The sequence below is a fragment of the Sneathiella glossodoripedis JCM 23214 genome (assembly GCF_000616095.1).
GTDB classification, from domain to species: domain Bacteria; phylum Pseudomonadota; class Alphaproteobacteria; order Sneathiellales; family Sneathiellaceae; genus Sneathiella; species Sneathiella glossodoripedis.
In genome coordinates this window covers 1-24,111 of record NZ_BAMS01000002.1, presented here as the reverse complement: position 1 = coordinate 24,111, position 24,111 = coordinate 1, and the positions used below count along the sequence as shown (strand labels likewise).

At 46.8% G+C, this 24,111-nt stretch carries 25 protein-coding genes, 1 tRNA gene and 3 pseudogenes; 11 read left to right on the top strand and 18 right to left on the bottom strand.

The window, feature by feature from the left end; all coding sequences use genetic code 11:
* Positions 1 to 13 precede the first annotated feature (13 nt).
* From argC to JCM23214_RS19725, 3 genes are read right to left on the bottom strand one after another with little or no spacing between them, the layout of a single operon-like run.
* Entirely contained in the window at positions 14 to 1,075 is a 1,062-nt protein-coding gene (argC, locus tag JCM23214_RS08100; protein WP_025898514.1) for an N-acetyl-gamma-glutamyl-phosphate reductase, read from the bottom strand.
* 28 nt (positions 1,076 to 1,103) lie between these two features.
* Positions 1,104 to 1,436 carry a hypothetical protein gene (locus JCM23214_RS08095; protein ID WP_025898513.1) on the bottom strand — a complete coding sequence of 111 codons (333 nt, stop codon included), beginning with the start codon at positions 1,434 to 1,436 and terminating at the stop codon, positions 1,104 to 1,106.
* 50 nt (positions 1,437 to 1,486) lie between these two features.
* Positions 1,487 to 1,969 (bottom strand): GNAT family N-acetyltransferase, encoded by a 483-nt coding sequence (locus JCM23214_RS19725; protein ID WP_159104318.1) that lies wholly within the window; start codon positions 1,967 to 1,969, stop codon positions 1,487 to 1,489.
* Positions 1,970 to 2,114: 145 nt separating this feature from the next.
* On the opposite strand from JCM23214_RS19725, the gene JCM23214_RS08085 reads away from it, so the two are divergent.
* Positions 2,115 to 2,765 carry a LysE family translocator gene (locus JCM23214_RS08085; protein WP_025898511.1) on the top strand — a complete coding sequence of 217 codons (651 nt, stop codon included), beginning with the start codon at positions 2,115 to 2,117 and terminating at the stop codon, positions 2,763 to 2,765.
* 16 nt (positions 2,766 to 2,781) lie between these two features.
* Positions 2,782 to 3,426, top strand: coding sequence for a CatA-like O-acetyltransferase (locus JCM23214_RS08080; RefSeq protein WP_025898510.1), 645 nt, complete (start codon positions 2,782 to 2,784; stop codon positions 3,424 to 3,426).
* Positions 3,427 to 3,433: 7 nt separating this feature from the next.
* Here JCM23214_RS08080 and JCM23214_RS08075 read toward each other — a convergent pair whose 3' ends face one another.
* Positions 3,434 to 4,129 carry a nitroreductase family protein gene (locus JCM23214_RS08075; protein ID WP_025898509.1) on the bottom strand — a complete coding sequence of 232 codons (696 nt, stop codon included), beginning with the start codon at positions 4,127 to 4,129 and terminating at the stop codon, positions 3,434 to 3,436.
* Positions 4,130 to 4,647: 518 nt separating this feature from the next.
* Between JCM23214_RS08075 and JCM23214_RS19720 the strand changes: the two are divergent.
* The 5 genes and pseudogenes from JCM23214_RS19720 to JCM23214_RS08050 all read left to right on the top strand — a co-directional run bounded on the left by JCM23214_RS19720 (position 4,648) and on the right by JCM23214_RS08050 (position 10,268).
* A pseudogene (locus JCM23214_RS19720) lies at positions 4,648 to 5,792 on the top strand (substrate-binding domain-containing protein).
* 110 nt (positions 5,793 to 5,902) lie between these two features.
* Positions 5,903 to 7,015 carry an ABC transporter ATP-binding protein gene (locus JCM23214_RS08065; protein WP_025898508.1) on the top strand — a complete coding sequence of 371 codons (1,113 nt, stop codon included), beginning with the start codon at positions 5,903 to 5,905 and terminating at the stop codon, positions 7,013 to 7,015.
* Positions 7,016 to 7,021: 6 nt separating this feature from the next.
* The gene (locus tag JCM23214_RS08060) at positions 7,022 to 7,951 is read left to right on the top strand and encodes an ABC transporter permease (RefSeq protein WP_025898507.1); all 930 of its coding nucleotides are present in this window, start codon (positions 7,022 to 7,024) and stop codon (positions 7,949 to 7,951) included.
* Entirely contained in the window at positions 7,948 to 9,210 is a 1,263-nt protein-coding gene (locus tag JCM23214_RS19715) for an ABC transporter permease (protein ID WP_148301802.1), read from the top strand. Before JCM23214_RS08060 ends, JCM23214_RS19715 begins: the two co-directional genes overlap by 4 nt.
* Positions 9,211 to 9,548: 338 nt before the next feature.
* Entirely contained in the window at positions 9,549 to 10,268 is a 720-nt protein-coding gene (locus tag JCM23214_RS08050; protein ID WP_025898506.1) for a transporter substrate-binding domain-containing protein, read from the top strand.
* Between the two features lie 92 nt (positions 10,269 to 10,360).
* Here JCM23214_RS08050 and rpsI read toward each other — a convergent pair whose 3' ends face one another.
* The 3 genes from rpsI to JCM23214_RS08035 form a co-directional block, all read right to left on the bottom strand.
* Positions 10,361 to 10,870 carry a 30S ribosomal protein S9 gene (gene rpsI, locus JCM23214_RS19710; RefSeq protein ID WP_037493173.1) on the bottom strand — a complete coding sequence of 170 codons (510 nt, stop codon included), beginning with the start codon at positions 10,868 to 10,870 and terminating at the stop codon, positions 10,361 to 10,363.
* A 2-nt stretch (positions 10,871 to 10,872) separates the two neighbouring features.
* A complete protein-coding gene (gene rplM / locus JCM23214_RS08040; RefSeq protein ID WP_025898504.1) occupies positions 10,873 to 11,337 on the bottom strand; it encodes a 50S ribosomal protein L13 in 465 nt (154 codons plus the stop codon).
* Between the two features lie 171 nt (positions 11,338 to 11,508).
* Positions 11,509 to 11,934 (bottom strand): PaaI family thioesterase, encoded by a 426-nt coding sequence (locus JCM23214_RS08035; RefSeq protein WP_025898503.1) that lies wholly within the window; start codon positions 11,932 to 11,934, stop codon positions 11,509 to 11,511.
* A gap of 157 nt (positions 11,935 to 12,091) precedes the next feature.
* On the opposite strand from JCM23214_RS08035, the gene JCM23214_RS08030 reads away from it, so the two are divergent.
* From JCM23214_RS08030 to JCM23214_RS08020, 3 genes are read left to right on the top strand one after another with little or no spacing between them, the layout of a single operon-like run.
* Entirely contained in the window at positions 12,092 to 12,898 is an 807-nt protein-coding gene (locus tag JCM23214_RS08030) for an enoyl-CoA hydratase (RefSeq protein ID WP_025898502.1), read from the top strand.
* Positions 12,898 to 13,389 (top strand): CoA-binding protein, encoded by a 492-nt coding sequence (locus tag JCM23214_RS08025; protein WP_025898501.1) that lies wholly within the window; start codon positions 12,898 to 12,900, stop codon positions 13,387 to 13,389. Before JCM23214_RS08030 ends, JCM23214_RS08025 begins: the two co-directional genes overlap by 1 nt.
* Positions 13,389 to 14,666, top strand: a complete 1,278-nt coding sequence (locus JCM23214_RS08020) for an O-acetylhomoserine aminocarboxypropyltransferase (protein ID WP_025898500.1) — start codon at positions 13,389 to 13,391, stop codon at positions 14,664 to 14,666. The genes JCM23214_RS08025 and JCM23214_RS08020 overlap by 1 nt, the downstream gene beginning before the upstream one ends.
* Here JCM23214_RS08020 and JCM23214_RS08015 read toward each other — a convergent pair whose 3' ends face one another.
* From JCM23214_RS08015 to JCM23214_RS07970, 10 genes and pseudogenes are all read right to left on the bottom strand, one after another.
* Positions 14,667 to 15,059, bottom strand: a complete 393-nt coding sequence (locus JCM23214_RS08015) for a VOC family protein (RefSeq protein ID WP_025898499.1) — start codon at positions 15,057 to 15,059, stop codon at positions 14,667 to 14,669. It abuts the gene before it with no gap.
* A gap of 15 nt (positions 15,060 to 15,074) precedes the next feature.
* Positions 15,075 to 16,169 carry a COX15/CtaA family protein gene (locus tag JCM23214_RS08010; protein ID WP_199899428.1) on the bottom strand — a complete coding sequence of 365 codons (1,095 nt, stop codon included), beginning with the start codon at positions 16,167 to 16,169 and terminating at the stop codon, positions 15,075 to 15,077.
* 79 nt (positions 16,170 to 16,248) lie between these two features.
* A tRNA-Pro gene (locus JCM23214_RS08005) sits at positions 16,249 to 16,325 on the bottom strand.
* Between the two features lie 96 nt (positions 16,326 to 16,421).
* On the bottom strand, positions 16,422 to 16,892 hold the full coding sequence (locus tag JCM23214_RS08000) for a MerR family transcriptional regulator (protein WP_025898497.1): 471 nt from the start codon (positions 16,890 to 16,892) through the stop codon (positions 16,422 to 16,424).
* Positions 16,893 to 16,915: 23 nt separating this feature from the next.
* Positions 16,916 to 17,212 carry an integration host factor subunit alpha gene (locus tag JCM23214_RS07995; RefSeq protein ID WP_025898496.1) on the bottom strand — a complete coding sequence of 99 codons (297 nt, stop codon included), beginning with the start codon at positions 17,210 to 17,212 and terminating at the stop codon, positions 16,916 to 16,918.
* Positions 17,213 to 17,406: 194 nt separating this feature from the next.
* Positions 17,407 to 18,377: pseudogene (locus JCM23214_RS19705) on the bottom strand (beta-ketoacyl-ACP synthase III).
* 51 nt (positions 18,378 to 18,428) lie between these two features.
* Entirely contained in the window at positions 18,429 to 19,526 is a 1,098-nt protein-coding gene (plsX, locus tag JCM23214_RS07985) for a phosphate acyltransferase PlsX (protein WP_025898495.1), read from the bottom strand.
* A gap of 53 nt (positions 19,527 to 19,579) precedes the next feature.
* Positions 19,580 to 19,765, bottom strand: coding sequence for a 50S ribosomal protein L32 (gene rpmF / locus JCM23214_RS07980; protein WP_025898494.1), 186 nt, complete (start codon positions 19,763 to 19,765; stop codon positions 19,580 to 19,582).
* Positions 19,766 to 19,830: 65 nt separating this feature from the next.
* On the bottom strand, positions 19,831 to 20,400 hold the full coding sequence (locus JCM23214_RS07975) for a YceD family protein (protein ID WP_025898493.1): 570 nt from the start codon (positions 20,398 to 20,400) through the stop codon (positions 19,831 to 19,833).
* 164 nt (positions 20,401 to 20,564) lie between these two features.
* Positions 20,565 to 21,140 carry a ubiquinol-cytochrome C chaperone family protein gene (locus tag JCM23214_RS07970; RefSeq protein ID WP_025898492.1) on the bottom strand — a complete coding sequence of 192 codons (576 nt, stop codon included), beginning with the start codon at positions 21,138 to 21,140 and terminating at the stop codon, positions 20,565 to 20,567.
* Between the two features lie 151 nt (positions 21,141 to 21,291).
* Here JCM23214_RS07970 and JCM23214_RS07965 point away from each other — a divergent pair, with 151 nt between their 5' ends.
* A complete protein-coding gene (locus JCM23214_RS07965; RefSeq protein ID WP_037493277.1) occupies positions 21,292 to 21,738 on the top strand; it encodes an outer membrane protein assembly factor BamE in 447 nt (148 codons plus the stop codon).
* 73 nt (positions 21,739 to 21,811) lie between these two features.
* On the opposite strand, the pseudogene JCM23214_RS25345 reads toward JCM23214_RS07965, so the two are convergent.
* A pseudogene (locus JCM23214_RS25345) lies at positions 21,812 to 23,916 on the bottom strand (sodium-translocating pyrophosphatase).
* Between the last annotated feature and the right edge of the window lie 195 nt (positions 23,917 to 24,111).

The following is a 24,111-nucleotide window of genomic DNA, read 5'->3' as shown; positions in this document are numbered from 1 at the left end:
AAAGCCTGATTTCCTATGGGAACAGCGCAACCTGTTCGAGACCCAAGGTTTCTTCAAAGCCGAACATGAGGTTCATATTCTGAACAGCCTGCCCGCTGGATCCTTTAACCAGGTTATCAATTGTCGCAATAATAGTTGCCCTTCCTGCAATGCGATCTTCAAACACATTCAGTACGCAATGATTGGAACCTCTGACCATCTGGGTCTGAGGGATTTTCCCTTCAGGCAACACCCTTACGAAGGGCTCATCTGCATATGCAGATGCAAACTCCGCGCGCAAATCCGAAACCGTTTTTCCTTCACTAAGCCTTACATGACAGGTTACAAGTTCTCCCCTGCTCATGGGGATAAGATGCGGAATGAAATTCACTCGCATCTCATTTGCTGCGAAGCCTGCCGCTTTTGCAATTTCCTGCTCGATTTCGGGCGCATGTCTGTGACTAGCAACGCTATAAGGGCTCAATCCCTCACCAGCCTCGCTAAACAATGTGTTCTGCTTTAGTCCGCGACCCGCACCGGTAATGCCCGATTTGGCGTCTATCACCAAGTCTTTAGGATCAATTAGACCAGCGCTAACGAGTGGCACAAGGGCAAGTAAAGTTGCAGTTGGATAACATCCGGGGCAAGCAACCAGACGTGCACTTTTCACATCCTCGCGGTTCAACTCGGTCAAACCATACACCGCCTCATTCTGGAGTTCAGGTGCCATATGTTTATGACCATACCACTGCGCATATGTATCTGCATCGCGCAACCTAAAATCTGCGCTCAGATCCACTACCTTCACAGTAGAGGGTAGCTTCGCAATGATTTCCTGAGTCGTTCCATGGGGTAGACCACAGAAAACAACATCTACCTTTGACCAGTCAGCATCTTCAACGGACACCATATCCGGCAAACCGTATCCGCCTAAATGGGGATAGACGTCTTCAACTGCCTCTCCGGCCTTTCGATCCGCGGTCAAAACTACTATTTCCACATTCGGATGGCGAAGCAAAAGGCGAATGGCCTCCGCTCCTGTGTACCCACTTGCACCAAGTATGCCCGCTTTTATTTTACCTGTTGAATGAACCATTTCAACTTACTGCCTGAGCAGCTCCTTATTACTTTGCCAGATAAGCTTGATGCTCGCCTTTGAGCACTTTATCAGCAAACCATATCAATATATTCAGATCGAAAACTTCAAGTTCCTCTTCACTCAATCGGAGACGACCTTTTTTCAATCCAGCCAAAACGGTTTTCTGGGCTTTGCGTAAGAGTGCATTGCGAACTGAGTTTCTCACGTCCAACTGATCCGTCATTTCAGACAGCAGTTCCTCTTCGCTCAGGCTATGAATGTAACCTTTGATTGCAATCGAAAAATTGCCATCTGCGTCGGTCAAAATTCCCAGCGCTTTGGCGTCAATTTCTTTCATATCCCTGATTGGATAATCCATCTACGTTTCCCAGTCCTCATCTTTTTGCGGGACGAGTTTCATACACCAAATTAGCCAACCCGCAAAGATTTCTCATAATAATATTCAATTGTGTTACTTAAATCTTGTAGCGTGCGGGACCGCGTTCCACCTGTATATCCCCGCAGTTCATATAATGAATGGGCTTGATGAAAGCGCGTGTCTGTCCAGAGAATAATTGCCTCTGCCTTTCTTTCGATGGCTGCGGCTTCTACCAAATCGCAAAGGCGAGAAGCTATTCCCTGCCTTCTCGTCTCGCTATCAACATAGAGATGTTTTAACTCAAATATACCATCAAGATAGGTATAGCCGACGGATCCAACAATTCTCTTTTGAGTTTCTGCTACCCAAAACTGTCCATTCTTTTCCTTAAAATAGGATGCAATATAATTTAATTGAGGCTCCTCCTGATCGACATCCAGAATGCACCCTTCATACTCACCATAACATTTTGCAATCAGTTGAATTAAACCGGATGCGTCTGAATCCAGCGCAGATCTATATTGGATTGTCATTGTCTTCTCTGTCGAATATTGCCAAGCCCACCCCCTATAATACCAAGCTGACCCACATTCAACTTGCCTATCAGATTTTTGATGCTTGTCTGCCAAGAATAAAGCCAATACCCTGACGTCAACACACACATCACTGAGGCTTTTCATGCTCCCGGAACTATCAACAGTTATTCTTTACCTATCGGCTGTCTTTATGCTTACAATTGCGCCAGGACCTGACATCATTTACGTCGCGATGCGGGGTCTGGCACAAGGGTGGAAAGCTGGTTTGATTGCTGCACTTGGGTTGGTGACCGGAATCTTTGTTCATATTCTACTGGCGGCTCTTGGCCTGTCAGCCATCTTGGCAAGTTCACCTGTATTATTCGCTATCGTTAAATATGCGGGCGCTGCCTATCTGGTGTATATCGGTTGGCAAATTTACAAATCACCAGCAGTTTCCATAGGTGCTGACAACCGGCAGCTTGCCATTGGGCATATCTACCGCCAAACAATTCTGATGAGTATCCTGAACCCAAAAGTGGCGCTCTTTTTTCTTGCCTTCCTTCCACAGTTCGTAGACACATCCAGTGAATATATAACAGTTCAATTTATTATTTTTGGTGTCCTGTTTCAGCTAACCGCCCTGCTCATTATGGGATTTGTTGGTTTATTTGCAGGTGCAATCACGGCAAAACTGAACAACGGAAACGAACGCGGCAGCACTTGGCTGACACAAATCGCAGGCGGAGCCGTCATGGCCTTGGGTGCGCTTATACCGATGAAGGATATTTGGGCATTGTTCGAACAAAATTAAGCTGGTGCAAAAGCGTATGTCTGTTAAAGAAATCGAAATTGAAAACTGGCCAAGACGTGATGCCTATGAGCTTTTCCGAAAAGCGGAAAATCCATTCTTTTCCTTAACAACTGAAATCGACATCACACGATTTGTCAAAAATGCAAGGCAGTTAGGTTTGCCTCACTTCGTTTTCACCATGTTCAGCATTATGCGCGCAGTTAATTCAATAGACGAGCTTCGGACCCGCTTTGATGGCAATCGGGTTGAAATTACTGATCAAACTGATCCCTCTTTCACGGTACCCATTCAGAACAATGAATTTGCTTTTTGCGAAGTTGCGTTTAGTGCAAGTTGGGAAACTTTTAAAAGCAACTGCTTATCAGAAATTGCTCAAGCCAAGAAACAGACCCAGCTTGAAGAAAAAGCACAATCAAGATTTTATACTTATTTATCCTGCATGCCTTGGGTTCATTTTACGGGTGCTCTGCACCCCACCATGAACAAAGACGATTGTATTCCTCGAATTGTATGGGGAAAGTATGTACAACGCGGTGATCGCTGGATCATGGCACTTAACTTACAAGCTCACCATTCACTGGTTGACGGTTTCCATGCAGCCGAGTTTTTTCGCCAAAGCGAAGCCAATATGGCGGAACTTCCCGAAACGATAGCCATTTAAACTCTGTTCAGAGAAAACTCGTAAACTCGTTCAAATTCTTTTTTACCTGTGATTTTTTCGGAATAACAGCGTCGTCGGCAGGATGGCCCGTCACAAGAATAAGAAACGGCTTCTCGTTATCCGGACGTCCGCACACCCTATTCAGGAACTTCATTGGGTTCGGTGTGTGAGTGAGGGTCGCCAACCCTGAGCTGTGTAACGCGTTGATCAGAAATCCGGTGGCGATACCAACAGATTCATTAACGTAGTAATTCTTATAAGTTTGCCCGTTTTCCAAACGCCCATACCGCTCAGCAAATATGACAATCAACCATGGGGCCACCGATAGAAACGGTTTTGCTGTATCCGTCCCCAGTGGCGCAAGGGCATCCAACCACTCTTTCGCAGCTTTCCCCCCGTAAAAAGCCCTTTCTTCCTCTTCTGCGGCAGTTTGTATTTCTGCTTTTATCCCGGCGTCAGATACTGCGCAGAAATGCCAGGGTTGATGATTGGCGCCGCTAGGTGCAGTGCCCGCAGATCTCAAACAGTTTTCAATCACACATTTGTCCACTGGTCGATCTGAAAACTCGCGAGTAGAGTGGCGTTTTCGAATATTCTGATAAAAAATCTCACTTCTTTCTTTTATTTCTCTGTCATCCATAGTTTGCCTATCCGGAAATGGAACAGGCTCAAATGGGACACCCGGCGTAAAAACCCGGCTCATTCTAATTCTCCCCTCAAACACAAAACCCAAATCATTTTCAATTTACAAAGGGCCTCTTTATTTGCAAAGGCTCAATTGATCAGGAATAAATCTAATACTCAAACAAGTGACCCGAATTGCCCAATCTTTCATCAAAATTTCTGACAACCCTCATCTGATTCCCAAAAATAACCACATCAGGTATTTAAATTTGGGAAACAATGTGATTTGCGGGGAACTTTGCCATATTCACAGCACCCTAAACGGTCAAACGCGCATTGCCTTAATTATATTCAATCATCGAACAAAGATTAGGCAGGAAAAATAAATCATTTAAATCAATTACTTCCTAGCAAAATCATAACTCACCATCATTCAAAAAAACTTAAAGAAAAATGTTTTCATGCGAACAAAAGTGGTGTTATCGTTTTTCTGGTAAGGGTGAAAAAGCAAAGACCTTCTGGTGACTGTCACATGGGATTAAAAAACCTGTGATCATAACCGTCGGGTAGAAAACTTTCGCAAACGGGGAGTCGCACATGACGAAACAAACACACAAATCCAGCTCAATCAACCGCCGCACAATACTGAAAGGTGCAACGGCCGCGGGTGCCTTTGTAGCCACTGGTCCTGCTTATATCAAAAATGCATTATCCTCATCAGGGGAAATCAATATCCTGATGTGGTCTGACTATTTGCCACCAAAATTTATTGAAGATTTCAAAAACGAAACCGGCATCAAGATCAACTACACCGGTATCGGATCCAATGAAGAAATCATCAACAAAATGAAAGCAAATAAAGGTCAGGGCTTCGACATCGTATCTCCGACCAATAATCAGGGACTTGAATGGGGTCCATTGGAACTGCTTCAACCGTTTGACATGGGCCGTGTACCAACCGACAAGGTTAATCCAGCCATGACAAATATCGGCGACAAAGATTGGAACTTTAATGGTAAAGGCTCCCATTGGCTGCCGCACATTTGGGGAACAGAAGGAATTGCATGGCGGACTGATAAGTGGGCACCTGCTGGCGACGCACCGAGCTACGGTGACATCTGGGATGAAGCAAATGCCGGCAAAACAATGGGACGTCCGCACTCCATGATGCTATGTGCCGGTTTATACATGGAAACCATTGGCGAGCTCGAGCCAGGTGATATGTGGAAAGCCTATTCCAATGAAGAAACCATGCGTCCAATCTGGGATAAAGTAACTTCGTGGTGTATTGCCCGTAAGAAGAACCTCAAACTTCTTTGGAATGATGCAGATACCCAGAAAAATGGATTGTTAAACGAAGGCGTAATCGTCGGACAGACATGGGATGGGCCCCCAATGGCGCTGAAAACCGCTGGTGAGCCTATCATGTATCAAGCACCTAAGGAAGGCGCGATGGCATGGTAGATGGAATGGCAATGCCAGTTGGCGCCAAAAATATTGATCAGATTTATGAGTTCATCAAATTCTCATACGAAGCGAAAAATGCAGGCAAAGCCATTGATGACCATGGCTATAATTCACCTGTTTTGGGCGCTGACGGGTTTGCTGGTGCTGCTTACAAGAAAAACTTCTCTGATGCTTACCCCGGTGAATCACTCAGCAATCTTAATCCGTGGCCACCTCAAGCACCGTGGTATGGTGAAGTTCGCACTGAATATGAAAACAAATTCAAGAGCGCATAATCTGAGTTAGAAATACGACTGCCCGGCCCGAAAGTTATGGTCGGGCAGCCTGTAAAAATGATCCTGCCAAAAAAATAAGACAGTAAGCGATTTAGGTCACGGAGAGCGGTATGAGCAGAGGTGTCGGCGTCACACTTGAGGATGTCTGGATCAGATTTGGTGACTTTGTGGCGGTTCGCGAAGCAAATGTAAATATTAATGGTGGTGAATTTTTCTCCTTTCTTGGTCCATCCGGCTGCGGAAAAACTACCATCCTTCGGGCGGTTTCAGGCTTTTTGGAGCCCAGCGATGGGCGGATACTAATTGGCGGGAAGGATATGGCCGGGTTTGGGCCCAACAAGCGCCCGACGGCCCTTATCTTTCAAAATCTGGCACTGTTTCCACTGATGAAAGTGTGGGAAAACATTACTTTTTCACTAGAGGTTCAAGGCGTCAGCAAACTGGAGCGCCGCAAACGAGCAGATGAACTTCTGGATATGATCGCTCTGCCTGGTCAAGGTGACAAATTGCCATCAGAGTTATCTGGCGGTCAAAAACAACGTGTCGCAATCGCACGCGCGTTATGCGCTGAGCCGGATGTATTGCTTCTTGATGAGCCACTCTCTGCTCTGGACCTTAAATTACGCCAGCATATGCGCACTGAACTGCGAGAGATACAACAACGCGTTGGCATCACATTCATTTACATTACACACGATCAAGGCGAAGCCCTTACCATGTCGGATAATGTCGCTGTGATGAGGGCGGGCGTGATTGACCAGATCGCGGATGGCCACACAATATATAATGATCCCGCGACCCCTTTCGTCGCCTCGTTTGTGGGAGAAAACAACGTCTTCAGAGGACGCATCAAATCCATTGATGGCAAACATGCCATTATTGAAACCAATCGCAGCGGCGCCCTTGTTGCTCGCATAGCACCTGCGGCCATAGGCCAACTCTCGGTCGGTGATCAGGCGATGATGTTTTTACGCCCCGAAGCCTGCAATCTGGCTACGGAGACGTCTTTAACGCACAACAGAATCCGCGCGCGCGTTCAAAATGAAGAGTTTGAAGGGCAAACATATAACGTTTTCCTTGAAGGTGATCAGGGTAAGGAAATAAAAATGTCCCTGGTGAATGTCGGGCAGGACCGCCAGTCGGAAGTCGGACAGGATTTAACACTGGAGTATAATCCAGATCAGGCAATCATTTTGCCCTTCGGCGAATTGGCGAGTGAGTAATCTGCCATGTCAGTAACCAAAGCCATTCACAATTATTTCGAACGAAACGGCTTGGCACTCGGCAGTTTTTTACTGTTCGCTGTTTTCTTCTGGGTCGTTGTGCTTATCATCTTACCACAGCTTTCCATGCTGGATTTCTCTTTTCGCCACCATTTACCCCCACCTGAAATGGGGGGACCAAAAGACGTATATACGCTCGAGCATTATAAATATCTGGTATTGGGTGCACCCGGTGCCGATAGCTCTTACAACGTGGTGGATTTGGGCGTTTTTGGCAGAACATTACTTGCAGCAGTATTTGTAACCATACTCAATCTGGTGATCTGCTATCCAATTGCTTATTACCTAGCGCAAACTAAAGCAGGTGGTTTTGCGCGAGCACTGGTTTTGTTGCTGATTATCCCTTACTGGATCAACGAGATTCTTCGGGCATTCGCATTTCGGATTATTTTTGGAGAAACAGGCCTGATTAATGAAATGATGCTGACGCTGGGCCTTATCGATAACCCCATCGATTTCATCAGAGCAAATGTGGCCCTCTATGCTGGACTTGGATACGCTTATATCCTTTTGATGATATTTCCAATTTACAACGTTATCGAAAGTCTGGATCGCAATCAGATAGAAGCTGCGCGGGATATGGGGGCGTCCTGGGCACGAATTCATTGGCGCGTTGTCATTCCATACGCAAAGCCCGGTATTTCTTCTGGTTGCACAATGGTATTCATGCTTACAGCGGGGGCCTTGGCGGCTCCGCAAATACTTGGTGGGCCATCCAGCCTGTGGTTCACGCAGATCATTTATCAATGGTTCAACCAAGGCGGCAACTGGCCCCGCGGTGCGGCCTTTGCAATTGTCTTGCTCGTGACCTGCGTCGTGATTGTATTGTCGATGATGCGTTTATTTAAGGTCAAAATGGGGGATATCGGCAAATGAAATCCGAAAATGTCTTCCTCAAAATTCTTCTAGGCGCATACCTGATCCTGTTTTTTGGCTACCTATTGGGTCCCCTTCTGGTTATGAGCATCACTGCTTTTAATTCTCCGAGTTTTCCCAAAATGACCCCTTGGGAATGCCTGACTTTTGAATGGTTTGACGTGCTTGCCAATGACGAACGTATATTAAATGGCATACGTAATAGTCTCATCGTTGGTACCGGAACTGTCATTTTATCCGTTACCATGGGGCTTGCCGGTGCCCTGATACTAACGCAGATCTGGCCCCGGTTGCGGGCAACTTATTACACCATTGTGATCGCGCCTATCCTGATACCGGGTGTAGTTTTGGGTATTTCAACACTCGTATTCTGGGATCGCATCAATGTCATGCTGGGCTTTAGCAGTGACAGTTTCCTGCATAACGGCATTTTCCTTACAATATTGGGACAATCCACCTTTATCGCATCTTATTGCATGCTTGTTTTTATAGCCCGATTGCAACGTTTTGATGTCGGGCTTACGGAAGCAGCGCTCGATTTGGGAGCGACGAACGTTCAAGCCTTTCGCAAAATCCTACTCCCCTTTATGAAGCCAGCTATTGGTTCAGCCGCTGTACTCGCATTTTTGGCATCATTTGAAAATTACAACACCACAACATTTACATTTGGCAAATATCCCACATTGACCATAGAGCTGGCTCAAAAAGTGCGCTATGGCATCAATCCTTCAATCTCAGCCCTGGCATTCATCATCATAGCACTCACGTTATTTGGAGCCCTCGCGCATGAGATGTATCGCCGCAAACAACAGCTCGCTTTGGCAAACGGCGCTCCCGTTTCTGCGGTGACGGGCAAAGGTTTTCAACTCCCTAAATTTCTTAAAGGAAACCCAGCTGCCATACTTTTGATCATCTTAACACTCGGCGCTATTTCGACAATCTGGTACGCTCAGGTTCACAGCCCACAACAATGTATTTTGGATGTTCGTGAACAGAAACGAATTGAAACAGAGAAGAAAATTCAGGCAATCAAAGAAAAACGCCGTCAAGAAATGCTGAAGAAACAGCAGGAACAACAAAAAGCAGCCCCTTCTTCAAACCAGGCGATCGAAAGCCTGGCAAAGGTGCTTTTGGTGGCGTATTCGCGCCTCAAAACCTTGAAAATAATGCACCTGATGGTGCCGCCCCTGTTCCGGAAAGCAAGAAGGACAATCCAGGTAAAGGCGCATTTGGCGGCGTATTTGCACCGCAGAATTTAAATGAAACTGCACCGAAGGAAACTTCAGAGGAGCCGGTCAACCCGGGTGCTGGAGCATTTGGTGGCGTATTTGCGCCCAAAAACCTGAAAGAAGAGAGCTCCGATTGACCGTTGGCCAGCAACTAAAAGTATCAACATAGTTTGCTTACGCTGTCTTTTTCAAACTATGAAGACACGCTCATTGCGATGCGAAGTCAAGGTAGGCTCTCTATTTTAGGGAGTGAGCCCTGCTACCAGTTTTTTTGACTTTTTGGTCAAGCCCTGTAAGGTATTAATTCATTAATCCTGTAATACCAAGTGAATCTTCCTCGTGCACAAAACAAAAGGCCGGGTACATAAATGGGATCAATACGGGTATTTTCGAAACCTTTTCTTCTGGTGATTATCTGTAGCCTGCTCACATCGCCGGCACTTTCCAAAGGCTGTTACAAAATAAGTTACTGGGATTGTGGTACTCCCGAGGTACAGGTTGGCAAACTAATGATTTCAGAAATGTATCATAAAGTAGGCCTTTGCCATCAGTTTATTGAAATGCCTGGGACACGCGCTTTTCAAGCGTTAAAAAGCGGGGAAGTCGATGCAAATCTATGGCGAACAGAAGAGTTTCTAAAAGCCAGCTCTCCTGAAATCGAATTCATCAAAGAACCGATTGGAGACGCTTCCATCTCAATTTTCTACGACCGCAGTCAACATGAGAGCTTTGACATAAAGTCCTCATTAAAAGGTAGAACCGTCGGTATTCTACGCGGTTCATTACAGGACAAGGCGATAATGGAAAAATATGGTGCCAGAACAATGCCTCTGGATGGATATGAGCGACTATATCGTGTTTTAACAGGTAAGAGATTAAGCGCCGGAATTATGCCTTCAACGCTTTTTCATTCGTTTAAAGAAAAAATCGGGGCCAACGAAGATATCAAGGAAGCTGTTATCCACCAGACCAAAATATACCATGTCATTGGGGAGCGGTTGAAGAAATTCGCACCGGAACTTACAGCGGCACTGGTAGAAGTCAAACACCGAGGCGGTTTTTATGATCGATTAAAACCAACCAATTAACATGCGTATAAAAGATCGAAAATCTCTTGAAACTGCAACAAAAAAGGGCTCCCAAAATAGGAGCCCTTTTCTCTTCGATAAATCGAATAAAATTAACGTTTTGAGAACTGGAAGCTCCGGCGGGCTTTCGCACGACCGAATTTCTTACGTTCAACAACACGACTGTCACGTGTCAAGAAGCCAGCAGCTTTCAGTGGGCGACGCAGTGCTGGTTCATACAGTGTCAGTGCTTTTGAAATACCGTGACGAACGGCACCAGCCTGTCCAGACAGACCGCCACCTTTAACAGTGCATACCACGTCATATTGTTCAACACGATCAGCAACTTCAAAAGCTTGCGCAAGGATCATACGCAGAACTGGACGTGCAAAATACACTTCCTGGTCACGACCATTGATAGTGATTTTACCATTACCAGGTTTTACCCAAACACGCGCTACAGCGTCTTTACGTTTACCTGTTGCGTAAGAACGACCATGTTCGTCGATTTTTGGCTCTGGCAGAGGTGCTTCAATAACTTCTGCAGCTTCAACAACCTCAGCGGCACTTTCGCCACCTGTCAGGTTTTTCAGATCCTCAAGTGAGTTCACTTCTTCAGCCATTCTTAAGCTCTCCGTGTGTTTTTAGAGTTCATCGCAGCAACATCCAGAACTTCTGGCTTTTGTGCTTCATGCGGATGCTCAGAACCACCATATACGTGAAGTTTTTTGAGCTGTGCCCGGCCCAGAGGACCTTTTGGAATCATACGCTGAACAGCTTTTTCAAGAACGCGTTCTGGATGTGCACCACCCAAAATCTTATCCATTGTGCGTTCTTTAATTCCACCCGGATATCCAGTATGCCAGTAGAATTTTTTGTCAGTCAGTTTACGACCGGTGAAATGCACTTTATCAGCATTAATGACAACAACGTGATCACCACAATCAATGTTTGGAGTGTACATTGCTTTATGCTTACCGCGCAGGCGGTTTGCAATAAGAGCAGCAAGACGACCAACTACGAGCCCTTCGGCATCGATAACCAGCCATTTGCTTTCAACCTCAGAAGGTTTTGCAGAATAGGTTTTCATAAAAATTCAGCCTTCGCTTGAGCGTGCCAAAACAAAAGAAAGGGAGCGTATGCTCCCCGAAACTTGGGCGTTTTATATGTTCACTTTAATCTAATGTCAAACGAAAAAACGCAATAAAAACACACAATTATAATTGCGGTATTATATTACCGCAAAAACTCCCTTCTTTATTCAAGTGTTTTTTGCTGGCGGAATTGCGTAAGTTACTGTCGCATGTGCAACGGGCTCGCTAACTCCTTCAGAATAAAGAGAAACATCACCTGTTGCTAAAGATTTTCCGAGCTTCAATAATCTCCCCTCCCCTCGTAATTTCCCGGGATTTGGTTTGCGAAGAAAATTGATATTGAGATTGGTGGTTACTGCGAGAGCCACTGGACCAATCTGTGCAAGGAGCAACAGATACATAGTCAAATCCACAAGCGACATCATTGTAGGCCCGGAAACGGTTCCCCCAGGACGCAGATCACTCTCACTTGTTTCAATTGTGACTGTGATCGATCTGTCAGTCAGCTCAGATACCTTATACCCTACATGTGCGACTTCCGGAAAATCACTTTTGATAAACGCTTCCAGCATCTGCGGTGTCATTTTGGGCATCGCGCCAATACTCCTTTTTTATAATGCGAAGCCGCTTATATCCTGAATAAGTACTCGTGAACAGCCTTCACTCGGTAGAGAACAGAGATTGCACAGGTCAGAAAATGCGCTACTCTAGCGCCCAATACAGAATCAAAGTAAATAATGGGAGCGAAAAATGTCCCTGACCAACACCGCGCTGAACACTGCAACTCAATTGATCGAATTCACTGTCAAAGACCGCATAGCGATGCTGACACTTAAGGACAGTCAGTCCAGAAATGCGCTTTCATTAAAAATGATGGAAGCCATTTCAGACAGACTTGCCGATATTGCTCAAAACGCAGAAATCGCAGTTTTGGTCATTGATGCAGAAGGGCCTGTCTTTTCATCTGGCCACAACCTGAAAGAGGTCATGTCTGATCGACGACAAGATACAATGTTGGAGCTATTTACTAAATGCAGCGAGATGATGCAGGCAATTGTTAATCTGCCGCAACCGGTTATTGCCAAGGTTGACGGGATTGCAACTGCGGCAGGGTGCCAGCTTGTGGCCAGTTGTGATCTGGCTTTTGCCAGCAAATCCTCACGCTTTGCCACACCCGGAGTGAATCTGGGTCTGTTCTGCTCAACCCCAATGGTTGCACTCAGTCGCAATGTTGCTCCGAAGCACGCAATGGAAATGCTTTTAAGCGGTGACTTTATCAGTGCTGAGGACGCCGCGAGAATGGGCTTGATTAACAGAGCGGTAGAGGCCGATGACCTCGATAACACTGTCGCCGAGTTTGCTGGCAAAATTGCGTCAAAATCCACACATACGGTAAAAACCGGAAAACAGGCATTTTACAAACAACTCCCTATGGATTTGAAAGACGCCTATGAACTGACTTCAGAAGTGATGGCCAGTAATATGCAATCCCATGACGCAGCAGAGGGAATCTCCGCATTCTTGGAAAAACGTGATCCAGAATGGCAGAATAAATAATGGACCACAGTAGTTATACCGATGAATACCTCACGAACATCCTTGAAGAGGTAAAAACCATTGCCGTTGTTGGCGCGAGCGACAACCCCTCTCGCCCTTCGAATTTTGTAATGCGGTATATGAAACGCAAAGGATATAGAATTTTGCCGGTTAATCCGGGAAAAGCAGGACAGGAGTTCCTTGGGGAGACTTTCTACGCCTCCCTCAGCGATATTGATGTGCCTGTCGATATGGTGGATTGCTTCCGAAACAGTGAGGCTGTGGCCTCCATCGTTCCTGAAGCCGTTGCCATAAACGCAAAGGTTCTGTGGATGCAGCTTGGGGTGTTTAATGAAACAGCTGCTGAAACCGCAGAATCTGCGGGGCTTAAGGTGGTTATGAACCGCTGCCCGAAAATCGAATTTGGACGGCTATCAGGGGAAATCGCCTATATGGGCGGGCGGTCCAAAATCATCTCATCCAAAAGAAATAAATTACTAGGGAAACGCTGATGACTGATCCAAAATTTGAAACACTTGCCGTCCATGCAGGCGCGGCACCAGACCCGACCACCGGTGCACGGGTGACACCCATATACCAAACCGCATCTTATGTATTTGATGATGCTGATCATGCTGCGGAGCTTTTTAACCTGCAAGCTTTTGGCAACATCTATTCGCGCTTGACCAATCCAACAAATGCGGTGTTGGAAGAGCGGGTCGCAACACTGGAAGGAGGCGCAACCGCACTTGCCGTCGCATCAGGCCACGCTGCGCAAATGATCGCCTTTCATACGCTCATGGAACCCGGTGACGAGTTTTTGGCATCGACACGCTTATACGGCGGGTCAATTACTCAATTCAGCCAGTCCTTCAAAAAATTTAATTGGAATGCAATTTTTGTTGATCCCGCAGATCCGAACAATTTTAAAGAGGCACTCACTCCGAAATGCAAGGCAATCTTCATTGAAAGCCTGGCCAACCCCGGTGGCGTAGTGACCGACATCGCAGCGATCGCAGAAATCGCCCACGAAGCTGGTATTCCTCTAATTGTTGACAACACACTAGCCAGTCCTTATCTGTGCCGACCCATTGAGTGGGGCGCGGATATTGTCCTGCATTCAGCCACCAAATTTTTAGGCGGCCATGGTAATTCAGTTGGCGGAATCATTGTTGATTCAGGTAAATTCGACTGGAGCGCCAGTGACAAATTTCCTACTTTAAGTGAACCTAACCCTTCCTATCATGGAATGAAGTTTCATGAAACTTTCGGTGAACTTGCCTTTGGAATAGCCTGCCGGGCGCTTGGCCTTCGCGATTTGGGCCCTGCTCTGTCTCCTTTTAATGCATTCATGATTATTACGGGTATAGAAACACTGGCCCTGCGTATGAAGGCACATTGCGAAAATGCCCTCAAAGTGGCTGATTTTCTACAAAACCATGAAAAAGTATCGTGGGTTTCTTATGCCGGACTAAAAGATGATGCCTATCATTCACTCGCTCAAAAATATACCGGTGGTGCTGGTGGTGCGGTTATGACATTTGGTATCAAAGGGGGTTACGATGCGGGCATTAAAATGGTTGAGAATGTGAATCTGTTCTCTCATTTGGCCAATATCGGCGATACCCGCAGCCTCATAATCCATCCGGCTTCAACAACTCACAGACAACTGAACGAGGAACAACAGATAGCAGCTGGCGCAGGGCCAGATGTTATCCGTCTTTCCATCGGTATCGAAAACGCGGATGACATAATTGCAGATCTGGATCAAGCCCTTATGCAAAGCTGATCAGTGATGCTGAACGTCATCATAAACAGATAATTCAATAAGGTTTAAATCGGGGTCGCGCACATACAAGGATGTGATCGGCCCCGTAGCACCAGTCCGACGCACCGGGCCTTCCAGAATTTCAATACCCGCTTTTTCCAGCCTTGCTTTCACCGTATTTAACGGTACGTAGCATATAAAACATAAATCTGCCGTTCCGGGTTTTGCAACATGAGCCCTGGGCTCAAGCTCTTTGCCGGCAATTTGCACATTAATCTTCTGTGAGCCAAAATGCAGGGCTTGCCGCCCTTCACCAAAAGCCTCAAAGCGCATATCCAAAACATCACAATAAAAAGATTTCGTTTTTTCAAGGTCAGTGACGGTTATGACCAGATGATCCAAACGTGCAAGCATGCTATCTCCCGATTTCTATTTAATCTGCTGCCGTGTCAGACTATGAACAAGCATGACGGAGGAAATAAGGACAATCATACCACCGGCTTGATGAAATGCACCCAGCGATACAGGTACGACACTGATGAGCGTCCAAATGCCCAAGAATATCTGAAGCACAACGGCAGCCATCATCCAATGAGCGAGCTTTTTACTTTGCGCCCCTGCGCGTCGCCGGCACAGATAAAAAAGCCACAACGCCACACCGAAGAGAAGATAAGCAACTAAGCGATGCGTGAATTGAATTGTCGCAACATTTTCCACAAAATTCAGATACCAAGGCGTCATATAAAAAATATCATCGGGAACAAAACCGCCGCCCATGGTGGGCCAGTCATTATAAACAAAACCAGCATTTAAACCGGCGACAAAACCACCAACAAGAATTTGCAAGAAAACAAGCGCTAGAACCACTTTTGACCAATTGGTTACAGTCGAATTCTGCACCTTTCGTATGGCCGGACTACGAACTTCCAGTGCAGTCCAAACCAGTGCAGCCAATATCAGACTCGCCAGACCCAAATGTGCTGTCAGGCGATAATGGCTAACATCAGGATGATCTACCAACCCGCTTTTTACCATTATCCATCCCATGACACCCTGACTTCCCCCAAGCACCAGTAAACCCAGCAGCCTTGGCAGCATATGGACCGGTATCGTTCGCATAAGAGCAAACAGAACCAGGGGAACAAAAAAGGCGAGGCCGATAATCCGCCCTAATACCCGATGAGCATATTCAAAGGCAAATATCCCTTTGAACTCATCCAGACTCATACCCTTATTGATCTTCTGATATTCCGGGAACGCCTTGTATTTTTCAAACTCATCCATCCAGGCCTGCTCGCTAAGCGGTGGCAGCCATCCGGTAACGGGCTTCCATTCCACCATGGAGAGTCCGGAATTGGTCAAACGCGTAACCCCGCCTAAGACCACCATACAAAAGACTAAAAAGGCAACTACGACCAACCAGTTGACCAGCAGCATCCTGTTTTCATCAGGCATTGAATACCCGTAATTTCTAGCATCATCCATCATGACGGAAACATACTCTGGAAGTGTTTTGATTTTCAATTCAATAAACAGCGGCAAATGGTCGCGAATTTAAATACAAAAAAGCCCTTCGAAACTGATTTTCGAAGGGCTCCTTGATTGGTCGGGCAGGCCGGATTTGAACCGACGACCCCTTCACCCCCAGTGAAGTGCGCTACCAGGCTGCGCTACTGCCCGTCATTTCAGGGGTGGGGCGGCGCGCACTATAGCCTTGATAAATCCCCATTGCAACGCAATCCGAGAGCTCATTTAAAAAAAATTTCTACAATGAAATTAGCGTGGGAGAAGCCGCCGAATTGCCTGCAACTCTTCAAGCACCGATTTAAGTTCGCCCTTTAAGTCATTAGAATTATGGGACTGTGCGTCGGCGTCCTCTATAGGCGATTGCTCTTGTTGAGTTTCTGTTGTCAGCAAAGACGCTGTCGGCGCGGGGCTACCTGATGAAAGCACTTCAATATTTTCGATCTTGCCGCCCTGTTCTTTCAATAATTTTTGGGCGCCTTTGATCGTAAAACCATGCGTATATAGCAGATCCCGTATCCCGCGGATAATCTCCACATCGGACGGGCGGTAATATCGTCGCCCGCCACCTCGCTTGAGAGGTTTTACAATAGTGAATTTCGTCTCCCAGAATCGAAGGACATGTTGCGGTATGTCCAGCTCTTCGGAGACTTCACTGATTGTACGAAAGGCATCCGGTGACTTTTGTGCTTTTCGCTGTTCTGTGTTTTCAGTTTCAGACATGTTTAGCGGTAACAATCGATCTATCAGTCGTTACTGTTAATCTTGTCTTTCAACACATGTGAAGCTCGGAATACAAGAACCCGTCTTGGATCAATTGGAACCTCTTCACCTGTTTTCGGATTGCGCCCTACCCGTCCATTTTTCTGGCGAACCTGAAAGCTGCCAAAGGATGATATTTTGACAGTTTCTCCCTTGATCAGACGATCTGATATCTCGTCCAATACAGCTTCAACATGCTCTGCGGATTCATTTCGCGAGAGCCCCACCTGTTGGTAGAGTGCTTCAGCCAGATGCGCCCTGGTCAATGTTTTTTTGCTCATGTTTCCCACCTCGTGCACTGTATTTAAGGATTAGCACAGCCGTGATAAGCGTCAACTGTTAAGACAAAAAACACAGAAGAACACCCACTAAACCAGTGATTTTATGGCAAAAATGATAAAATCTGCGACCAAATCAGGTTCATAATTCACTAAATCGCATATAAAGCGAATCTAGCTCAACGGATTCGCCCGATTTAGAATCGCACCAAAGCAGATCCCCAGGTAAAGCCGCCGCCCATCGCTTCGAGCAATAAAAGGTCCCCTTTTGTGACCCGCCCATCGCGAACAGCTTCGTCAAGCGCCAAAGGTACAGAAGCTGCTGATGTATTTCCATGTTTATCAACAGTGACAACAACTTTAGCCGGATCCATCTTCAGTTTCCGCCCGGTTCCGTCAATGATCCGTTTGTTGGCCTGATGGGGAATCAGCCAGTCAATATCATCAGCGTTTAATCCTGTCGCGTCCAGTGCTTCACCCACAACATTGGCAAGGTTTGTAACTGCATGCTTGAAGACTTCCCGGCCTTCCATACGCAAATATCCAGTTGTTTGCGACGAAGACGGGCCGCCATCCACATAAAGCAAATCGTGATGCCGGCCATCCGCATGCAGGTGACTGGTCAGAATACCCCGATCCTGATTTGTGCCCTCTTCTTCAGATGCCTCCAGCACAAGCGCCCCTGCCCCGTCAGCAAACAGGACACAGGTCGTTCTGTCTTCCCAGTCCAGAATGCGTGAAAACGTCTCGGCCCCGATTACAAGAGCACGGTTTACCTGTCCTGCCTTGATAAAGTTATCGGCGGTGGCAAGTGCATATATAAAACCTGTACAGACAGCCTGCACATCAAATGCAAAACCACCGGTAATTCCGAGTTTGTGTTGAATGGTCGTGGCCGTGGCCGGAAACGTTTCGTCGGGCGTAGCGGTCGCGACAAGCACCAGATCAATATCATCAGGGCCCAGGCCGGCTGCTCCATAGCCTTTAATGCAGCCTGTGTACCTAAATCAGAAGTCAGCTCACCGTCTGCTGCGATGTGTCGCTGTTTAATACCGGAACGCGCCTGAATCCACTCATCTGATGTATCGACAATATCAGCCAGTTCATCATTGGTCATGATCCGTTTTGGAAGATAAGAACCCGTACCGGTAATGATTGAGCGACGCATAAATGTTCCGTTCTCTGAAATCCTGTTTCAGCTTTTGTTATTTGTATAGTGTCATGATCCTGACGCTGCCGGTGCTGATTTTTCAGGCATCTCAGTGTCAGACGAACACAAAGTATCCGAGGCTTTTATTTCTACATCAAATTCTTTGAAATGTGCGATCATTTTCTCAAGCAGGCCTTCAGAGACCATTTCAACAGTTACAGCAATCGCATTTGCATAACCGTGAGCATCCGTTCCGCCGTGACTTTTAACGCATATCCCGTTAAGCCCTAGGAATACGCCGCCATTATAGCCTCTGGGGTCAAGCCTGTCTTTCAAAAGCTTCAGCCCCCCCTTGGCGAGCACATAGCCAAGCTTAGAAAGCCAGGAGCTGGAGAAAGCTTCCTTGAGAAAATTAGTGTAAAGAGCGACAACACCCTCCGCAGTTTTCAGAGCGACGTTGCCGGTAAATCCATCGGTAACAACAACATCCACCACACCACGCGTAATGTCATCCCCTTCAATAAAGCCAGAATACTCAAAGGGTGCATTTTCGATGGAGCGAAGACGCTCACCCGCTTCCTTGATTGTGTCACTGCCCTTGAGCTCTTCGCTACCGACATTCAGCAAACCAACCCGTGGAGGGACCCGGCCTAACACCGCGCGGGCAAAATCAGCGCCCATCACAGCAAACTGCACAAGATTGTCAGCATCACATTCAATATTAGCACCCAAATCCAGCATCACCGTCTCCCCCTTGGGGGATGGCAAGACGGAGGCGATCGCGGGACGATCAATCCCGGGAAGAGTGCGCAGAGAGAATTTGGCCATAGCCATCAGCGCGCCCGTATTGCCTGCTGAGACAACACCGTGAGCTTCGCCATCGCGCACTGCATCAATGGCAAGACGCATACTGCTCTTGCGCCCTTTACGCAGTGCCTGGCTCGGCTTGTCCTCACCCTTAATGGACTGGTCAGTGTGCCGGACTTCACATACAGCCCTGACACCTGGGTGACTATCAAGCAATGGGTTCAGACGTGCTTCATCACCAAACAGCAAAAACCGGGCGTTCGGAAACTGAACGCGAACGATGTCCACACCTTTGATGACAATATCAGGGGCATCGTCCCCACCCATCGCATCTAGGGCAATCACAACGTTGTCGCTCATTCCACCGTCCGGTTCTATTGACTGTTTCATCTAATCTACAGGATTAGATCAGCTTAAAGAACTTCTGCAGTATCCAGAACTTCGCGATCTCCGTAAAAACCGCATGAATCGCATACGTGATGGGAGCGTTTCAGCTCACCACAATTTGGGCATTCCTGTGCCTGTGTGCCACCAAGTGCGTCATGCGCACGCCGCATATTACGCTTAGATTTGGTCGTCTTTCTCTTAGGTACTGCCATTTCTCTATCTCTCACTCATGCACCCGCGTGGGTGTCTAACAATCGCGACGTCCTCTCAGATACCGCTATTTTCTATTCAACAAATCCTTCAGGTTGGCAAAAGGCTTATAAACTTCTTCAGTCTCGCCTTCAACCTCGTCCTCGGGTTCAAGCAAATGTTTTTTCATTTCACCGGACAACTCCGCTCCTTCTGCCCGAGGATAGGGGTCCAATGCAAGTGCAATTTGCTCAGCCACCGCCAACACAAGATCAATCTGTCCACCTTCCACTAACTCGGGAAGGTCTTCTTCGTTCTTGTTGACAACATATTCTGCTTCTTCAAGAACGGTGTCTTCCTTGTTAAACGTGTAACACAAGGAAAACTCTTCTTCAATTTCTTGCGGCACTGGCTCAAGACTGACAACGCAGGCCTGTACGGCTTCCGCCTTGATCCTGCCAGTCAGTTCTAACAGATCCCGGGCCCCTTTTCGCTTGATCTCTCCAGACGCTTCCAGAGACTTCAGCTCAAGAATTCCGAGCCTGTTCGCCAAATCCGACCGCTCCTGTTCATCTGCAGCAAAGCTGAAAGTCAGGGGTTCACGCTTTACGCGATCAACTTTCAACCATTTCACAAATGCTGCCCCGGCATCCTGCATGGAGCATCCTTTCCAACTTATCCTGATCCAGTATGACCGAGTTTCGCTGAAAATCGTACGGTCTTCGATTCGAAGGCGCGAAAATAGGCGTTTCGCGGCTATTGGTCAACGGATTTTACACAGCTTTTACAAATATATGAATTTAAAGGCAAAAATATGTTTGCTCACCTCGGTTCGGCACGCATTGTCGCATCGGTTTCAGCCAAATCCAGAAAACGAACGTCACCTGTACTGAGTGCAGTATAACTCTGACCGGCAAGCAAAGCATCATTTTCGCGCACATAAACTGCCATACGCCTCAATTTTTCTTCAGATGGGGGTTCATCCAACGTTCCATAGTGATTCCGTGCCAGCGCCATTTCCAGAGTTTCTTCACTCTCGCCATCCAAAGCTTCACCATAGGCAACAATACGTCCGTAAAATACCTGCGCCATCGCCTTGATGCGTTTGCCCACACTTAGATCGCCTACACCAATTTCACGCAATGAATGGTCCATGTCTGCAAACATGCGGTCGAATAAAGTCTGGGCGAGTTCCTGCCCGTTTTCTCCCTCCCGCTTAAGGCGCCGCAAAACGAGGAAGCAATGTAACGAGACCATTTCAAATCGGCCATCAACCGTATCTGGCACGTCAGTCTCCAGATAAAAAACCGGCTTTCGCGCTTGCGCAACAATTTGATCATACAATTTGTCGGCAATCGGTTTGAGAGGGTTTCGACGGAATAATTTTTTCAAAAACATAGTGTCACTCAATGACGGAAAAATTTGACATTTCACACCTGAAAATGTCATTTATAGCGCATCAGTTAAGCGGTTCATTATTAAGAGTCAAATGATTCAGATGCTTGAGCCCTGCAAGACTGCATAAATGAAGCCTGACGGACGAAATCTGATGAAAAAATTTCTGGCCCTTTCGATATGCACATCGCTTGCTGCTCTTTCCCTAGTAGCATGTGATCCCGTGCGTGAGGAAAGAGGCTACAGGCTTGACCCCGAACAGATCGCTTTGGTTGAAACTGGTGTCAGCAGTAAAGATGACGTGATCGAAAAAATGGGCTCACCGACCAGCATTTCCACCTTCCCCGATGCCGGAGAGGCCTGGTATTATATTGGCAAGAAAACTGAACATATTGCTTTTCTGGAAAAAGACATCATTGAACAAAATGTAATCGTCATACATTTTGATCAGAACGAGGTCGTAAAAGAAATCAAAAAATACGACAAGGATGACCGCCGCGAGATTGAGGTTGTCGAACGCACGACACCTACAGGCGGGAACAAACTTGGCTTCTTTGAGCAGATATTTGGTAACTTTGGCCGTTTTAATACTGGCCAATAACGAAAAATACAATCACTTCTATCTACAAAAAAAGCCCCGCGGATGCGGGGCTTTAACCTTCAGCAGTCAAACATCAGTGTGCCAATACCGCCAGCAACAATAATGCTATAATATTGGTAATCTTGATCATTGGATTAACTGCTGGACCAGCTGTATCCTTGTAAGGATCACCAACGGTATCACCCGTTACCGCCGCCGCATGTGCATCAGTACCCTTGCCGCCATGATTTCCATCTTCAATGTATTTCTTGGCGTTATCCCAAGCACCACCGCCTGCTGTCATTGAAACAGCAACAAACAGACCTGTTACGATAACTCCCAGGAGCATTGCCCCAACCGCAGAGAATGCTGCTGACTTGTCTGCAATTAGATTAACCACAACAAATACAACGATTGGTGCCAATAGTGGGAGTAGTGAAGGTATGATCATTTCGCGAATGGCTGCACGGGTCAGCATATCAACAGCCCGCCCATAGTCCGGCTTACCTGTACCTTCCATAATACCAGGTATCTCCTTAAACTGTCGCCGCACTTCACGAACAACGGCCCCAGCAGCACGCCCGACAGACATCATGCCCAACGCGCCGAACAAATAGGGCAGCAAACCACCTAAAATAAGACCGACCACGATATAGGGATTTTGCAAACTGAAATCCAATGTCACGCCTTGAAAGTAGGAAAACCGGTCAGGCGATGCATTACTGATGAAGAACTTCAGATCTTCAGTATAAGCGGCAAAGAGCACAAGTGCACCTAAGCCGGCTGAGCCGATGGCATACCCTTTTGTAACGGCTTTCGTTGTATTTCCAACCGCATCGAGAGCATCAGTGGTTTTACGGACCTCATCATCCATTTCCGCCATTTCTGCAATACCGCCAGCATTATCGGTAACCGGGCCATAAGCATCCAGCGCAACGACCATTCCTGCAAGCGCAAGCATTGTCGTCACTGCAATCGCAATCCCAAACAGTGCAGCAAAATTGTACGCTACTATTATACCTGCACAAATAATAATGGCTGGCACTGCAGTAGCTTCCATTGATACGGCAAGCCCTTGAATAACATTGGTGCCATGACCTGTTTCAGACGCCTTGGCGATACTACGTACCGGCCTGTATTCAGTTGAGGTGTAGTATTCGGTCACCCAAATCAATAACGCCGTCACTGCCAAACCGATTAGACCACAGTAAAAAAGGCTCATACCTGTAAAACTGGTATCCCCGATAGTGTATGTCGTATCCATACCGAGTGTCATTGAGGTAATTGGCCAGATAGCAATGGCAGAGAGAATAGTTGTCACGGCAAACCCTTTATAAAGGCACCCATGATGTTGTTGCTCGCCCCCAGACGCACAAAGAATGTTCCCACAACAGAAGTCACGATACAGACGCCCCCAATCATCAAGGGATAAGCCATCATTGCAGTATCCGAAGCGAAATATATGGAAGCCAAAACCATAGTGGCAACAACGGTTACAGCATAGGTTTCAAACAAATCCGCTGCCATACCAGCACAGTCACCCACATTATCACCCACGTTATCTGCGATAACCGCAGGATTTCTGGGATCATCTTCTGGAATACCGGCTTCCACCTTGCCAACCAGATCTGCCCCCACATCGGCACCTTTTGTGAAAATGCCACCACCAAGACGGGCAAAAATAGAAATCAAAGAAGCACCGAAACCAAGCGCAACAAGACTGTCAATCATCTCCCGACCATCAACATTCATCATCAGAAGAGCCAAATAGTATCCTGCGACTGCAAGCAATGCCAATCCGACCACCAGCATTCCTGTTATGGCACCGGCCTGAAACGAAATCTGAAGACCTTCTTTCAAGCCCTTGGCAGCCCCTGCCGCGGTTCTGACATTTGCACGAACCGAAACATGCATCCCAATAAAACCAGCAGCACCGGAAAGTACCGCACCTATGAAAAACCCGATGGCCACTTTCATTCCAAGCAACCACCAAAGAACCGCGAAGATAACGATTCCAACCAGCGCGATCGTTAAATACTGTCTGTTAAGATATGCTGTGGCGCCTTCCTGCACAGCGGCTGATATTTCCTGCATACGTGCAGTGCCTGCATCGGCCGATAAAACCGATCTACCGGCATATACACCATAAATCAACGCGACCACCCCACAGATGATCGGAATCCACAAAACTTCTGACATAAGACCCCACCCTATTTGCTAGCAGGCAGTGCGCCCACTTGATAATTTGATTTTGGAACTTTTGTTCACACCTTCACTTTTACGCAAGTTACCGGGTAATCTACTTAATAAATGGATTTTGACAGATAAATATTTCTTCTGCAACAGCGAGTTTAGCTGGTTTAAATTGAATATTTTAATTACACTATTTACTTA